The sequence below is a fragment of the Kaistella antarctica genome (genome assembly GCF_900109615.1).
In the GTDB taxonomy this organism is placed as follows: domain Bacteria; phylum Bacteroidota; class Bacteroidia; order Flavobacteriales; family Weeksellaceae; genus Kaistella; species Kaistella antarctica.
The window spans coordinates 567428-582122 of the sequence record NZ_FOIX01000001.1 but is presented as its reverse complement, the minus strand read 5'-3'; the positions used below and the strand labels follow the sequence as shown (position 1 = coordinate 582122).

Genomic DNA, 14695 nt, shown 5'->3' with positions numbered 1-14695 from the left:
AATCATGAATGAATATTTCCTTTAATTAAGAAAATAAAAAACCGCCCAATTGCTTGAGCGGTTTGTATTATAATTAGCTGACCTGATTAAGCATTTCTTGCTGCTTCGGCGGCAATTAAGTTCAAGGCTGAACCTGCTTTGTACCATTCAATTTGTTGCGTATTGTAGGTGTGATTTGTTACCACAATATCTTTAGAACCATCAGCATGAACCAACTCGATAGTCAGTGATTTCCCTGGAGCAAACTGATTTAAATCTAAGAAGTTAACTACATCATCTTCCTGGAATTTATCATAATCTGCTTTATCAGCAAATGTTAAACCTAGCATTCCTTGTTTTTTCAAATTCGTTTCGTGGATACGAGCGAATGATTTTACCAAAACTGCGTACACACCAAGATGTCTAGGTTCCATGGCTGCGTGCTCTCTAGAAGAACCTTCACCATAGTTTTCGTCACCAACTACAATCGTTGGAACGCCAGCTGCTTTATAAGCTCTCGCTACCGCAGGAACTTCACCGTATTCTCCTGTAAGAATATTTTTCACGGTGTTGGTTTCCATATTGTACGCGTTGATCGCACCGATCAACATATTGTTAGAAATATTATCTAAATGTCCACGGTATTTTAACCATGGTCCAGCCATAGAAATATGGTCGGTGGTACATTTTCCGAAGGCTTTAATTAAAACTTTCGCACCGCTAATGTTTTGTCCATCCCAAGGTTGGAAAGGAGTTAACAATTGAAGTCTGTCAGAAGTTGGACTTACCGCAATCTGAACCGTTGATCCATCATGAGAAGGCGCTTGATAACCATTGTCATCTACAGCGAACCCTTTTTCTGGAAGCTCAAAACCTTTTGGCTCGTCTAATTTAATTTGCTCTCCAGCTTCGTTGGTCAAAGTATCTGTAATTGGATTAAAATCTAATCTACCGGCAATTGCAACGGCTGCAACCATTTCTGGTGAAGCTACGAAAGCGTGTGTATTTGGATTTCCATCAGCTCTTTTTGCAAAGTTTCTGTTGAATGAATGGATGATTGAGTTTTTCTCTCCTTTGTCAGAACCTTCTCTATCCCACTGACCGATACAAGGTCCACAAGCGTTGGTGAAGATTCTAGCGTTCTCAAATTTTCTGAATGAATCTAGGAAACCATCTCGCTCAGCCGTGAATTTCACTTGCTCAGAACCTGGATTAATTCCTAATATCGCTTTCGGTTTTACGCCTTTTGCAAAAGCATCTTCAACAATAGAAGCTGCTCTTGATAAATCTTCGTAAGATGAGTTTGTACAAGAACCGATTAATGCCCATTCTACTTCAATTGGCCAACCGTTTGCCACGGCTTTCTCATGAAACTCAGCCACAGGAGTTGCCAAATCTGGCGTAAACGGTCCGTTTAAATGTGGTGTTAAAGTATTTAAGTCAATTTCAATAACCTGATCGAAATACAATTCTGGATTTGCATACACCTCTGCATCACCTGTTAAGTGATCCGCGATTTGATCAGCAGCATCTACCACGTCTTGTCTTCCAGTTGCAGATAAATATCTTCTCATCGAATCATCATATCCGAATGTAGAAGTTGTGGCGCCAATTTCAGCACCCATGTTACAAATCGTTCCTTTTCCAGTTGCAGAAAGTGAATTTGCACCTTCACCAAAATATTCTACGATACAACCAGTTCCTCCTTTTACGGTAAGAATTCCGGCAACTTTTAGAATAATATCTTTTGCTGCAGTCCAACCGCTCAAACGACCTGTTAGTTTAATACCGATTAGCTTCGGCATTTTTAATTCCCAAGCCATTCCAGCCATTACGTCAACTGCATCTGCGCCACCAACACCAATAGCAACCATTCCTAATCCACCTGCATTTACAGTGTGAGAGTCGGTTCCAATCATCATTCCACCTGGGAATGCATAGTTTTCTAAAACAACTTGGTGAATAATTCCGGCGCCTGGTTTCCAGAAACCAATGCCATATTTATCACACACAGAACTTAAAAAGTTAAAAACTTCTGAGTTTTTATTGATACCTTCCTGTAAATCTGAAGCGGCACCAACTCTCGCTTGAATTAAGTGATCTGCGTGCGCCGTAGATGGAACAGCAACTTTTGATTTTCCAGCCTGCATGAACTGCAATAAAGCCATCTGTGCCGTTGCATCTTGCATTGCTACTCTATCTGGAGCGAAGTCGACGTAAGAATTTCCTCTTTCGTGCGCCTGAGTTGCATTGCCTTCCCAAAGGTGAGAATAAAGAATTTTTTCTGCAAGGGTAAGTGGCTTGCCCACGACCTTACGAGCCGCTTCGATCCGTTCTGGATACCGAGCATACACCTTCTTAATCATGTCAATGTCAAAAGTCATATTGATAGGTTTTTTATTAAATTGTATTTGAAATTCAAAAATACGATTTTTTTTAAGTTTGAGTCGCCTATTGTCATTTAGAATAAATATAAATGAGATGCTTTATTTCTATTTGCTTACTTTTAAAAAATTAAAAAGCACCACCAAAACGCGGGTTAACAATCTCGTTTCTAATCGCAAATAAACTTTAGTAATCAAAAAGAACTTTCATTACGGCATCTACTTTACCTTGTTACTTTTGGCAGGACTGATCTATTATTTCTACCATCCCGAACATTATCAATTATTTCCAAAATGTCTCTTTAAAAACATTACGGGATTAAGTTGTCCCGGTTGTGGCGCGCAAAGGGCCACGCACGAATTACTTCATTTAAATTTTAAAAGTGCTTTAGCCTACAATGCATTATGGGTTGTTTCAATACCATATCTAATGGTCGGATTATTGTTTCATCAAACCAAATTAAAAGAAGAATTTCCTAAGATTTCAAAATCTATGTTCGGAACAAAAGCCTTAGTTGTTGGACTGATAGTTGTAATCGCATTCTTTATTCTCCGAAATTTATAAATCTTATTTTTGCAACCTATTTATAGATATGACTAAAAATATTTTGACTTTCCTTGTTTTAATTTTCTCAGTAAGTGTGTTTGCACAGAAAAAGACCATCACTAAAAAAGTTGTCGTTAAAAAAAGCCTCACTAAAAAACCAACTATTCCTAAAGTTAATTTAGATTTAATTAAAATCAACGATTCAATTCCGGCCCTTATTCCTTATAAAAAAGACGGAAAATCTGGCTTCATTAATCAAAAAGGGAAGGTGATTATTCCGCCCGTTTACAGCAACGTCGGCTTTTTCACTGAAGATTGTAATCTTTTAAATTCCTCTAATATTAAAGTCAAAAAATTTGGGTCAAAGAAGTATGCCTCGGTTCGGCTGAATGAGGAAGATTACCGAATCGACATGGCAGGAAAACGAGTTTATCAATTTAAAGATGCCGACTTAGGAAAATGTCCTTTAGAGTTTAAATCACAATTGTTTCACGCTTACATTATGAATAAATATTACGGGATCATTGAAGATTCAAAATTCCGCGACGCTTCTGATTACCGGCAATTCACCATTTATCCACAATTTGAATATCTTCACATTTTAGAAGGCGACGATTTGAAAAACCCAATGATAATTGCGGTAAAAAATGACAAATTCGGCATCATCGATGTCAATAACAAAGTCATTATCCCCTTTATATATGAAGATATTAAGAGAAACTACAGCTGGAAACTGGGTCGTTTGTTCGAAGTAACTACCGATGGTGATAACTATTTTTATGTCGACGTCGATAACAAGGCGTATTGAAAAAATATGTCGTAGGTTTGCGTCTAGAAATTAAAGGGGTGCTGTGAAAAGCTGAGATTATACCCAATGAACCTAGAACAGATAATGCTGTTTAGGGAAATTAAAATAAGCAATAAATAATGAGTAATTAGCAATGATTGTTACTTATTACCAATTACTTATTACTAATCAAATTCACCCCTTTTATTCAATTAATCTTAAAATTAAAAGAATGAAAGGATTTATTTTTTTAGGACTTATCGCAAGTCCGTTCTACTATGCACAAAACACCGCGCAGGATTCCCTCAAAACGAAGGATATTGAAAGCGTCAACTTTCTAAAACGACTTCCCGTCACCAAAGAAATCATCAACGTTGAAAAAGATTTAGGTTATAAAAACCTGGGTCAGGATTTGCCGATTTTGCTGAAAAATCAAATGTCGGTAATTTCAACTTCTGATGCTGGAAATGGCGTTGGTTATACGGGATTTCGAATTCGTGGCGTTGGTGGAACTGCAATTAATGTGATGTTAAATGGCGTTCCGTATAATGATTCAGAATCTCAGGGAACATTTTTCGTGAATGTTCCAGATCTCACAAGTTCGGCCTCACAGATTGTAATTCAACGTGGCGTCGGCACCTCCTCTAATGGAGTTTCGGCTTTTGGAGCAAGTGTTAATGTGATTTCTAAAGATCCTGAAGAAAAATTCCACGTAAAATCCGATAATGCGTATGGATCGTTCAACACTTATAAATATGCTGCCGAAATTGGTAGTGGAAAATTCTGGAAAGATCGATTGTCTTTAATGGGAAGATTTACTCAAATTCACTCTAATGGCTATATTGACCGTGCTTTTTCTGATTTAAAATCCTACAGCTTTTCAGCTTTGTTTGAGGAAAATAAGACCAAAATTCGTTTGATGGCTTTTGGTGGTAAGGAAAAAACCTATCAAGCTTGGAATGCCATTGACCGAAAGACTTGGGAGGAGAATCCAAAGTTTAATAATTCGGGAGCAATCTACGATGCGAATTGGGAGAAAATCGTTAACTTTTATGACAATGAGACCGATAATTACGGACAAAATCATTATCAATTACTTTGGGAACAAAACCTCAATAATCATTGGAATTTAGAAACGACTTTTCATTATACCAAAGGAAAAGGATATTACGAAAATTATAAGCAAGACGCGAAGTTTTCAAAATACAATCTGCACAATTTAATAGTCGAAAATCAGTCCATCAAGCGAACCGATTTTATCCGAAAGAAATGGTTGGACAATGATTTTCTTGGTGGAGTTTCTACGCTTTACGGAAAGTTTGAAAATCTGGATTTAAATTTTGGAGTTGTTGCTAACGATTATTTTGGAAAGCATTTCGGAAATGTTTCGGGCGTTTACTTCCCAGAAATTTTCGAACATGAATATTACAGAAACAATGGCACGAAAACAGAATTAGCGGGTTTTGCAAAAGCCATCATTAAAGTAAATCGCTTTGAATTTTATGGAGATTTACAATTAAGAAATATCAATTATGATACAGAAATCATTCAACAAGGCGATGATGAAGGCGTGGAACTCAATAAAAGCTGGTTGTTTTTTAACCCGAAAGCGGGTGTAAATTATAGAATTAATTCAGGTAAAGTTTTCTTTTCGTATGCGCATGCACACCGTGAACCTAACCGAGATGACATTTTCGCGAATCCCGAAATTCAACCTGAAAAATTACACGATTTTGAAGCAGGTTTAGAAAAGTCTTTCGGCCCTATTTCCCTCACCACCAATTTATACTACATGAATTACGAAAATCAATTGGTTTTGAATGGACAGATTAATGACATTGGAGAATTCATCAGAGTTAATTCAGGAAAAAGTTATCGAATGGGAGTTGAAGTTGGAGCGCTGGCAAAAATCTCTGATCAATGGAACATTTCAGCAAACTTCACCTTAAGTAAAAATGAAAACAAAGACTTTAAAACTGAAACTGAAAAAGGTTTTGAAAGTTTAGGAAATACTCCGATTTCATTTTCACCCAATGTTATTAGCAATGTTTTACTTAGTTATGCGCCGACCACCAATTTTACTTTAGGAATTCAGAACCAATACGTTGGAAGCCAATATTTAGACAACAGCAATAATGGTAATTTAAAGTTGAACGATTATTTCTTAACTGATTTTAATGTAAAATATACTTTAAATTTAAAAAGAACTGAAATTAATTTGAAATTATTGGTTAACAATATTTTAAATAAAAAATATGTGAATAATGGCTTTGTTTACGATCAGAACCCTTTCTATTTTGCACAGGCTGGGACTAACTTCATGTTCGGTCTAAGTTTGAAATTTAAGTAAGTGAAAAGTACTTTGTTTAGATAATTTCTATTCTTTAAAAGAAAACATCACGGATATGATTTTTTGGAGTATTTTTGCGTCAATTAAAATTTTAAAAATTATGAAAAAATTCTATTCTTTATTCGTAGCTCTATTTATAGCTACCACTGCAACTGCACAAGTACAAACAGAAGTTACAAGTCCAGGTGTTTTCAAAATCACTTATGGCGCAGCTAACGACTATTCTTTTTACTCTCCTGGAGTAGGAACTGAAACATTTTATATCCATTGCTTCGTAAATACAGTAGATAATTCGACAGGAGCAGCATATAATGATTCTTGGGGAAATTCTAACGTAACAATGAATTGGAACGAAGCTGCAATGGCTTATGTTGGTACAATTAACTTGAATACCAAAACTTTTACGAACACCAATAATGTAATTCCAACTGGAACTACAGTTGCTAAACTGGGTATGGTTTTCAAGAATTTGCAAAATGGTGCTGATTTTCAATCTGCGGATGTTTTTGCAAATGGCCCAACGGTTACAGTTGGCAATTTGGCAGTTAGCAATAACGTATTATTAAATAAATCTTCTGTTGTTAGTGGAAAATTAATCACTTCACAAAAGGGATCTTTAGATTTACAAGTCTTTGAAATGGGCGGTAAATTGGTAAGATCTTTCAAAGCAACTTCAACTGGAAGTGCGATTGATTTAAATCTTAATAAAAACGGAATCTATTTGGTGAAAATCACTAACGGAGCCCACAGCGAAGTAGTGAAATTTGTAAAATAATTTCAACAAACATTGCTATCTGAGACTGCTTTTTGAGCAGTCTCTTTTATTTTGATTAACTCAATCAAAAATCATAAATTTGCCCCAGTATGAATTTTTCCTTATCTCTTCTCGATTATTTAAAAAAACAAGGCAGCGTTACCATCCCGAATTTCGGAACTTTTTATCTGCACACGATTACCGCTGAACTCGATAAAGAGGGTAAAACCATTTTGCCACCAGGCGCAGAAGTGGCCTTTAAAACTGATGTATCTGGAAACGGAAATGATTTTAGCAGTTTTTTAGCCACACTAAAAAACATTCCGCTGATCGAGGCAGAACTCGAAATTAAAAAACAAGTTAATTACTGGAACGCAACACTTCTAAAAGATAAAAAAGTACAGGTTGAGAATTTAGGAACATTTTTCTTGGAAGATAGCCACATGGTTTTCTCTGGAAATAGGGCCGAAAACCTCTCACAGGATTTTTATGGTTTAGAAGAAATAAATCTTTCCGAAATAAAAAATAGCCCGCGTAAAAGTGGGACGTCCTATCGATTAAGCAAATCCTTTTACTGGATATCTCCAATACTCATCGGTATTTTAGCGCTTACCTATCTGGGAATTACGCAACCGGAAATGATTTTTGGTAAAAAATCTTTCACAACAGAAACACCGAAAAAAGAAATTATTCCCGTTAAAATAGATGCGGTGAAAACAGATTCTATAAATGCGGCTAAGCTTGTTTTAGACTCTCTTAAAAACGATTCTTTACAAAAAGCGATTGCACCTATAAAAGCTCCAGTTAAAAAATGGAGTTCAAAAAACTATTCAAAATCTAAATGGAAAAAAGCAAAAAAGCGGCAGCCTCGCTAACCATAATGACTAATATCGTTTTGCCAAACGAAACGAACTCGTTAAGAAATCTTTTCGGTGGTGAACTTTTAGCAAAAATGGATCGATGTGCCTCGATTTCAGCGGCAAGACATTGCGAAAGACGCGTTGTAACCGCCTCTGTCAATCATGTTTCATTTGATCATCCAATTCCAGAGGGTGGAATTGTGGTTTTGGAATCTAAAGTTTCTCGAGCCTTTTCAACTTCAATGGAAATTTATGTGGATGTTTGGTTAGATGATCCTATCAATCAGAAAAAGATTCATACCAATTCTGGAATTTACACTTTCGTGGCGGTAGATGAATTCAACCGACCAATCCCAATTCCGAAAATGGAGCCGGAAACTGAAGAAGAAAAAATTAGATTTGAAGCGGCTTTACGCAGAAAAGAACTATCCTTAATTCTTTCTGGCAGAATGAAAGCTGCAGATTCGGTGGAATTGAAAAAATTATTTGGAAGTTAGTTTTAAACACAAATTTCACAAATGACTTTAGTGTTTCAAAAATAAAATTATGAAAATCCTACTGCTCGATAAAAATCATCCCCTAATCACTGAACAACTTACGGCCAAAGGCTTCTCCTTTGTTGAGGATTTCAGTTCTTCGTATGAAGAAGTTTTAAATAAAGTTGGTGAATACGACGGAATCATTATTCGCAGTAGAATTCCTCTGGATCAAAACTTTTTGGAACACGCGGCAAATTTAAAATTCATTGCCAGAGTCGGTGCCGGCATGGAAAACATCGATGTTGAGTTTGCAAAAAAATCTGGAATCACCTTGATCAGTTCGCCGGAAGGAAACCGCGATGCTGTCGCAGAACAGGTACTAGGAACACTTTTAATTTTGATGAACCGATTATTCATTTCCTCCCAAGAAGTAAAAAACGGAATCTGGAAAAGAGAAGAAAACCGTGGCGATGAAATTCTAGGGAAAACAGTCGGACTCATCGGTTATGGAAACATGGGGAAAGCCGTAGCCAGGAGATTTTCAGGATTTGGTTGCAAAGTAATTTTCCATGATATTTTAGCTGATCTTGGTGATGAATTTGCCTCGCAGGTTTCCTTAGAAACTTTAAAAATAGAAGCCGACATTCTAAGTCTTCACCTTCCAATTACAAAAGAGACCCATTATTTAATTGATGAAAAGTTCATTTCAGAAATGAACAAAGAGTTTTACTTCGTCAATACAGCGAGAGGAAAAAACGTCAACACCAAAGATTTGGTAACGGCCATAAAAGCTGGAAAAGTAAAAGGCGCCGCCCTCGATGTTTTAGAATTCGAAAAAGCTTCCTTTGAAAAACTTGATTCTGAAAATGAAGATTTGCAGTTTCTCTTAGATTCCGAAAAAGTAATCGTAACGCCACATATTGCAGGTTGGACCATTCAAAGTAAAGAAAAATTAGCCCAAGTAATCGTTGATAAAATCTCAGCTCAGTTTCCGCAACCTTAACATTTCTTTATGACTAAGGTCTTATTTCTTGTAGTGAAAATCCCCTATATTGCAGAGATTTTTAAGACAAACCTTTTTAATGAAATTCCTCAAAGCCCTTTTTTTTCTCATTTTATTTTCATTTGTTTTATTTTCTTGTAAGAAAGAAAATTCAGAAGAAGAAAATAGCAAAACTACTTTACCCAATTTCGGAAACGTTGATTTAGATGATGTTTTCAAGCGCAAAGACCGAAAGCTAGAAAACAAAGATTCCATTATTTCTGTGCTCGATCGTTATTATAAAAATGTATGGGAAAAAGGAGATTTGTGGGGCGGATTTATCGTTGCTAAAGGTGACGAAATTCTTTATGAAGGCTATCGCGGTTTTGCTCAGGGCGACAATCAACAACCCATTAATGATACCGTTGCTTTACATGTTGCCTCGATTTCGAAATCATTAACAGCAATGGCAACGCTTAAACTGGTTGATGCGGGAAAGATCAAATTAGAAGATCCACTGACGAAATATTTTCCTAAATTTCCTTATCCGAAAGTAACCGTATTCACGTTATTGAGTCAACGGAGCGGCTTGCCGAAATACGAATACGTTATAGAAAAAATAAAACCAGCACCGCCAGAACTCTCCAAGAAATTTTTGACCAATCAAGATATCTTAAATTTACTGATTCAATATCAACCGGAACTTGCTCGTGCGACGGATACGGGTTTTATGTATTGCAACACCAATTACGCGCTATTGGCTTTGGTCATTGAAAAGGCAACGGGAAAATCCTTTCCAGAAGCCATGCAACAGATGGTCTTCCGCCCTTTGAAAATGAGGCATTCTTATATCTTTCAAGAAAAAGATACTTTAACAGCGGCTAAATCCTTCTACCAAAAAGGTCCCAGGGTTTATCCTTATGACCGACTGGATGTTATTTACGGCGACAAAAACGTGTACACAACGCCGAGAGATTTACTTAACTTTTCGAAAGCGCTGTATTCCAAAGATTTTTTACCGCCAAATTTGAAGGATATGATTTTCGAACCTTACAGTAACGAGCGCCCAGGAGTTAATAATTACGGTTTAGGTTTCCGGATGAAAATTTTTACTGATGGAGAGAAATTGACCTATCACAACGGTTGGTGGCACGGCACAAACTCCGTATTCGCGCATTTACTCAATTCCCAAGTAACGATTATCGCTGTGGGAAATAAATATTCTAAAAGAATCTATTCCGCTTTGGCACTTTCGGGATTGTTTGAAAATTTCCCTTATGAATTAGAGAAATTTCAGAAGGTTATGAATGAAAACGATACGCTGAAACAGAATCAGACGAATGACAGTTACAGTGAATAAATTCCTTAATTTTGCACAAATCCTTTTCATGAAAAGATTCTTCTTTTTGGTTTTCATTACTTTGCTATTGGCTTCCTGTGCGAGAGTTGGCTCACCAGTTGGAGGCGCGAAAGATAGCATTCCGCCACAGGTAACTGGCAGCAATATCGACAGTCCAAGAATTAATGTTCCGCGCAACATCCGAGAACTTCGAATTGATTTTGATGAATACATCACGTTGAAAGACATCAACAAAAATTTGATTATTTCGCCGCCTTTAAAACAAATTTCCAAAATTCTACCCTCAGGTATGGGCAATAAATATTTGTTGATTAAATGGGCAGATACTTTGGAAGCAAACACTACTTATAATTTCAATTTCGGAAATGCGATTGTTGATAACAACGAAGGAAACGCCCTCGGCTATTACAATTTCGCTTTTTCTACAGGAGAAAAAATCGATAGCCTTTATATCAGTGGAGAATTGAAAAGTCTTTTTAATGACAAAGATAAAAAGGCAGAGGAAGGAAGTTTAGTGGTCGGCTTATATCAAGACAAAGACTCCATGGATTATCGCCAGAAGCCTTATTATATTGCTAAAGCTGATCCCGATGGCTACTATGAACTGAATTATTTATCGGCAGGAAATTACCGTGTTTTGGCTTTTGAAGACAGTAATTCCAATTCAGTCTATGATATTGGAAAAGAAAAAGTAGGATTCTTAAAAGATAAAATTATTGTAGATAAAAGCATTTCAGGCTTAAATATCAATCTCTATCCATCAAAAAAAACATTGAAATATTTGGAAATGAAAGAAATTCCTGGTGGAGTTTTGATGACTTTTGAAGGAAATCCCGCTGAGGTGAAAATAGTACCACTCAACGCAAAACTGAAGGATTATAAAGTGACGCACTCACCAAAATCAGATTCAGCTACCATTTGGTTTGACGCAACCAAGCAAGACATCGGAATTTCCTCTAATGAGAATCTAAAATTCAGCTATGACAACGGCGTAAAACAAGACAGTGTTTCTCTTTTTTATCGGTACAATGTAAAGAATGAAATGTCGATTTCTAACGCTCGCGGAAACTCATTGGTCCCGAAGAAAGATTTTGTGGTGACTTCTAATTATTATTTGGATAAGATCCAGCCTGAGAAATGGTCGTTGGTTTCAGATAGTATCAAACAGGAATTTACCGCTGAAATTTCTGAAAAGAATCCTTTTGAGATTCAAATTAAATCAGATTTTAAAGAAGGTAAAAAATATGCTTTGACGATTCCAAAAGAAACGGTCTACTCTTTTTACGAAACCATTAAAAAATCTTATCGTTTCGATTTCGAAGCGGATAAAACTGAAAACTACGGTGAGCTAACAGTAACATTAGAAAATGCTCCGGAACAAAAATTCTGGATTCAGTTGATTACCGAAAGTGGTGTCATTGCTTATTCAAAATACGGTAAAGAAACCCTGATCAACTTCAATTCTTTGAAACCAGGAAAATATGATTTGCGTATTTTGGTCGATGAAAATGAAAATGGCATTTGGGATTCTGCCAACTTCGCCGACAATATTTTTGCCGAACCTGTTTATATCTTTGATAAAAAAATAGAAGTAAGACCACTTTGGGAAATTCGAGAAACTTGGAGAATTCCGAGCGAAACCTCAGAAATTATTGAAGATCCAAAAATTGATGCGAACCAAACTCCTTTAAATATCGCCACTCCTCAATGAAAACTTTTCTAAATATTATTTATTGGTTTCTAATTGTATTTGCGGTGATTCAGTTTATTCCGATCGACCGAACCAACAAACCAGTCGACCCAAAAGTTGATTTTGTAAAGGTGTACAATACCCCAAAAAATGTAGAACAACTGTTACGAACCGCCTGTTATGATTGTCACGCCAATGAGACTATTTATCCGAAATACGCTTACGTTGCGCCGATTTCTTGGTCGATCAAACATCATGTTAATAAAGGGAAAAACTACCTTAATTTTTCTGTCTGGGGAAATTATAACCGAGATTTAAAAAAGAATATGCTCGACATGACTGTAAATTCTTTGAAGGTTTATTCGATGCCGATGCCAGGTTACATCGCCCAACATCCAGAAGCAAATCTCAGCAAAGCAGAAAGAATATTGCTCGAAAATTATTTTGAAGATATTTTGAAAACGGAGAATTACTAAAAACGCTCAACCGAAATGATATCATAAAAAATAGGACTAACGCAAACGCATTAGTCCTTTTATCTTTGTAAATGTATCAATAATTTGAAGCCTACTCTGCTCTTGGAGCTCTGGGTCTGCTGAAAATTGAAATTAAAACTCCAGCAAAAAGGCCGATTGTTTTAATCATCACCAACTGAGAATCTGGTCGCATAAATGCACCGATGATGCAAAGTGCCGCCGCAGCATACATGGGATAAATAAAATTTTTGTTACTCAAGGTTGGGGCTTGAACTAGGAAACTCGCGCCAATTAAAAAGTAAAATAATTTCTGATAAAGAAATTCATTAATTTCTGGTGAAAGGAGATTGAAAAAACCGACCAAGATGCACAGTAGCGCGCCGATCGATAAAATCCCCTGAATAGTTGTGGTATTTGTTTTCATTAATAACTTTCGTTTTCGTTGGGGAATTCCCCCGTTTTTACATCTTTTACAAAACTGGAAACTGCTCCAGTAATTTCGGTATATAAATCAAGATATCTTCTTAAAAATTTTGGCGAGAAGTCTTTGTTCATCCCAACCATATCGTGGTAAACAAGCACTTGTCCGTCGCAACCGGCACCTGCACCGATTCCGATTGTTGGAATAGAAATACTTTCAGAAACTCTTTTTGCCAAATCAGCTGGAATCTTTTCTAAAACCAAAGCAAAGCAACCTAACTTCTCCAGCAACTTGGCGTCACTCATCAGTTTCTCAGCTTCCTCGTCATCTTTGGCTCTCACTTTATAAGTTCCAAACTGGTAAATCGATTGTGGCGTTAAACCTAAATGTCCCATCACCGGAATTCCGGCATTGATAATTTTGATCAGTGATTTTTCAATTTCTTTTCCGCCTTCCACTTTAATGGCGTGCGCACCACCTTCTTTCATCATTCTCACTGCCGACTCAAGGGCCTTATCAGAGTTACTCTGGTAAGAACCGAACGGAAGATCAGCCACAATAAGCGCCCGATCTACACCGCGAACCACACACTGAGTGTGATAAATCATTTGATCCAAAGTAATAGGAAGTGTGGTTTCATGTCCTGCCATTACGTTGGCAGCAGAATCACCAATAAGAATTGCATCAATTCCACCAGCATCTACCATTTTCGCGGTGGTGAAATCATATGCAGTAAGCATCGTTATTTTCTCTTTGTCGAATTTCATTTTTCGCAAAGTTTCGGTAGTAATTTTTTTTATTTCTGAATGTACAGACATGATTTTAAATATTGTTGATGGTTGATGGTTGATGGATGATCTTTGATAAATCATCGTTTATCAATTATTAATCATTTAGATGATTACATGACCTAATCTAATCAATTTTTCGTGATTAAGAATTTTGATATTTCGCCCTTCTACTTCGATAAGTTTATCTTGTTTAAATTCAGAAATCAGTCGAATCGCACTCTCCGTTGCGGTTCCGATGATGTTGGCAATTTCTTCACGGGTTAATGAGATTTTAATAAAACCTTCAGGATCTGTCCCTAATTTCTGTTCTAATAAAAGCAGAATTTCTGCCAGTCTTTCGCGAACGGTCTTTTGGGCTAAGAAGGTTACGGTATTCGAAGATTCGCCTAATTCAAAAGCGATTTTTTGTAACATTACGAAAGAAAATTTCGGGGCTACTTCTAAAAGTTGCAGAAAAAGGTCTGCTGGTAGAAAGGTGGCCTCAACCTCGGTCATTGCCTCAGCTTCTGCCTGAAAGTCCTCACCACACAATATAGATCGGTAACCAATTAAATCTCCTTCTTTAATGAAACGAAGAATTTGGTCTTTACCATAGACTCCTTGTTTCGATAATTTTGCAGTTCCTCTATTCAAAAAATAAACGCCATTTGGCACTTCTCCATCTTCGAAAATAATTCCGCCTTTATTAAATTTTAATATTTGTTTTGCTGAAATATATTTTTCATAATCTTCAGGAGAAAGCATTTCTTTAAATGACTCATCATTAAATAGTTTCTGTAAATTTTCTTCGATTAAGCTTTGTTTTTCTAAGGACATAATTGCATGACATTTATCA

The 14695-nt window shown here is 36.5% G+C and carries 14 protein-coding genes; 10 read left to right on the top strand and 4 right to left on the bottom strand.

What is annotated here, in order from left to right:
• Nucleotides 1-86 precede the first annotated feature (86 nt).
• Nucleotides 87-2363: an aconitate hydratase gene (locus BMX49_RS02795; RefSeq protein ID WP_034718477.1), complete on the bottom strand. Its 2277-nt coding sequence runs from the start codon at nucleotides 2361-2363 to the stop codon at nucleotides 87-89.
• Between the two features lie 238 nt (nucleotides 2364-2601).
• Between BMX49_RS02795 and BMX49_RS02790 the strand changes: the two genes are divergently transcribed.
• The 10 genes from BMX49_RS02790 to BMX49_RS02745 all read left to right on the top strand — a co-directional run bounded on the left by BMX49_RS02790 (nucleotide 2602) and on the right by BMX49_RS02745 (nucleotide 12648).
• On the top strand, nucleotides 2602-2928 hold the full coding sequence (locus BMX49_RS02790) for a DUF2752 domain-containing protein (RefSeq protein WP_051803656.1): 327 nt from the start codon (nucleotides 2602-2604) through the stop codon (nucleotides 2926-2928).
• A 28-nt stretch (nucleotides 2929-2956) separates the two neighbouring features.
• Complete coding sequence (locus tag BMX49_RS02785; protein ID WP_051803653.1) at nucleotides 2957-3718, top strand: WG repeat-containing protein; 762 nt, start codon at nucleotides 2957-2959, stop codon at nucleotides 3716-3718.
• 211 nt (nucleotides 3719-3929) lie between these two features.
• Nucleotides 3930-6047 (top strand): TonB-dependent receptor, encoded by a 2118-nt coding sequence (locus BMX49_RS02780; protein ID WP_034721113.1) that lies wholly within the window; start codon nucleotides 3930-3932, stop codon nucleotides 6045-6047.
• A 100-nt stretch (nucleotides 6048-6147) separates the two neighbouring features.
• On the top strand, nucleotides 6148-6822 hold the full coding sequence (locus BMX49_RS02775) for a T9SS type A sorting domain-containing protein (RefSeq protein ID WP_170166244.1): 675 nt from the start codon (nucleotides 6148-6150) through the stop codon (nucleotides 6820-6822).
• Between the two features lie 89 nt (nucleotides 6823-6911).
• Nucleotides 6912-7676, top strand: coding sequence for an HU domain-containing protein (locus BMX49_RS02770; RefSeq protein ID WP_034718472.1), 765 nt, complete (start codon nucleotides 6912-6914; stop codon nucleotides 7674-7676).
• Nucleotides 7643-8158 (top strand): acyl-CoA thioesterase, encoded by a 516-nt coding sequence (locus tag BMX49_RS02765; protein WP_034718470.1) that lies wholly within the window; start codon nucleotides 7643-7645, stop codon nucleotides 8156-8158. Before BMX49_RS02770 ends, BMX49_RS02765 begins: the two co-directional genes overlap by 34 nt.
• A 49-nt stretch (nucleotides 8159-8207) precedes the next feature.
• Entirely contained in the window at nucleotides 8208-9143 is a 936-nt protein-coding gene (locus BMX49_RS02760; protein WP_034718468.1) for a 2-hydroxyacid dehydrogenase, read from the top strand.
• Nucleotides 9144-9222: 79 nt separating this feature from the next.
• Complete coding sequence (locus BMX49_RS02755; RefSeq protein ID WP_034718467.1) at nucleotides 9223-10482, top strand: serine hydrolase domain-containing protein; 1260 nt, start codon at nucleotides 9223-9225, stop codon at nucleotides 10480-10482.
• Nucleotides 10483-10510: 28 nt separating this feature from the next.
• Nucleotides 10511-12193, top strand: coding sequence for an Ig-like domain-containing domain (locus BMX49_RS02750; protein ID WP_034718465.1), 1683 nt, complete (start codon nucleotides 10511-10513; stop codon nucleotides 12191-12193).
• Nucleotides 12190-12648 (top strand): heme-binding domain-containing protein, encoded by a 459-nt coding sequence (locus BMX49_RS02745; RefSeq protein ID WP_034718464.1) that lies wholly within the window; start codon nucleotides 12190-12192, stop codon nucleotides 12646-12648. The genes BMX49_RS02750 and BMX49_RS02745 overlap by 4 nt, the downstream gene beginning before the upstream one ends.
• A gap of 91 nt (nucleotides 12649-12739) precedes the next feature.
• Here BMX49_RS02745 and BMX49_RS02740 read toward each other — a convergent pair whose 3' ends face one another.
• From BMX49_RS02740 to BMX49_RS02730, 3 genes are all read right to left on the bottom strand, one after another.
• Entirely contained in the window at nucleotides 12740-13072 is a 333-nt protein-coding gene (locus tag BMX49_RS02740) for a hypothetical protein (protein WP_034718462.1), read from the bottom strand.
• The gene (gene panB, locus BMX49_RS02735) at nucleotides 13072-13887 is read right to left on the bottom strand and encodes a 3-methyl-2-oxobutanoate hydroxymethyltransferase (protein WP_034718461.1); all 816 of its coding nucleotides are present in this window, start codon (nucleotides 13885-13887) and stop codon (nucleotides 13072-13074) included. The genes BMX49_RS02740 and panB overlap by 1 nt, the downstream gene beginning before the upstream one ends.
• A gap of 75 nt (nucleotides 13888-13962) precedes the next feature.
• Complete coding sequence (locus BMX49_RS02730) at nucleotides 13963-14676, bottom strand: Crp/Fnr family transcriptional regulator (RefSeq protein WP_034718460.1); 714 nt, start codon at nucleotides 14674-14676, stop codon at nucleotides 13963-13965.
• Nucleotides 14677-14695: the final 19 nt, after the last annotated feature.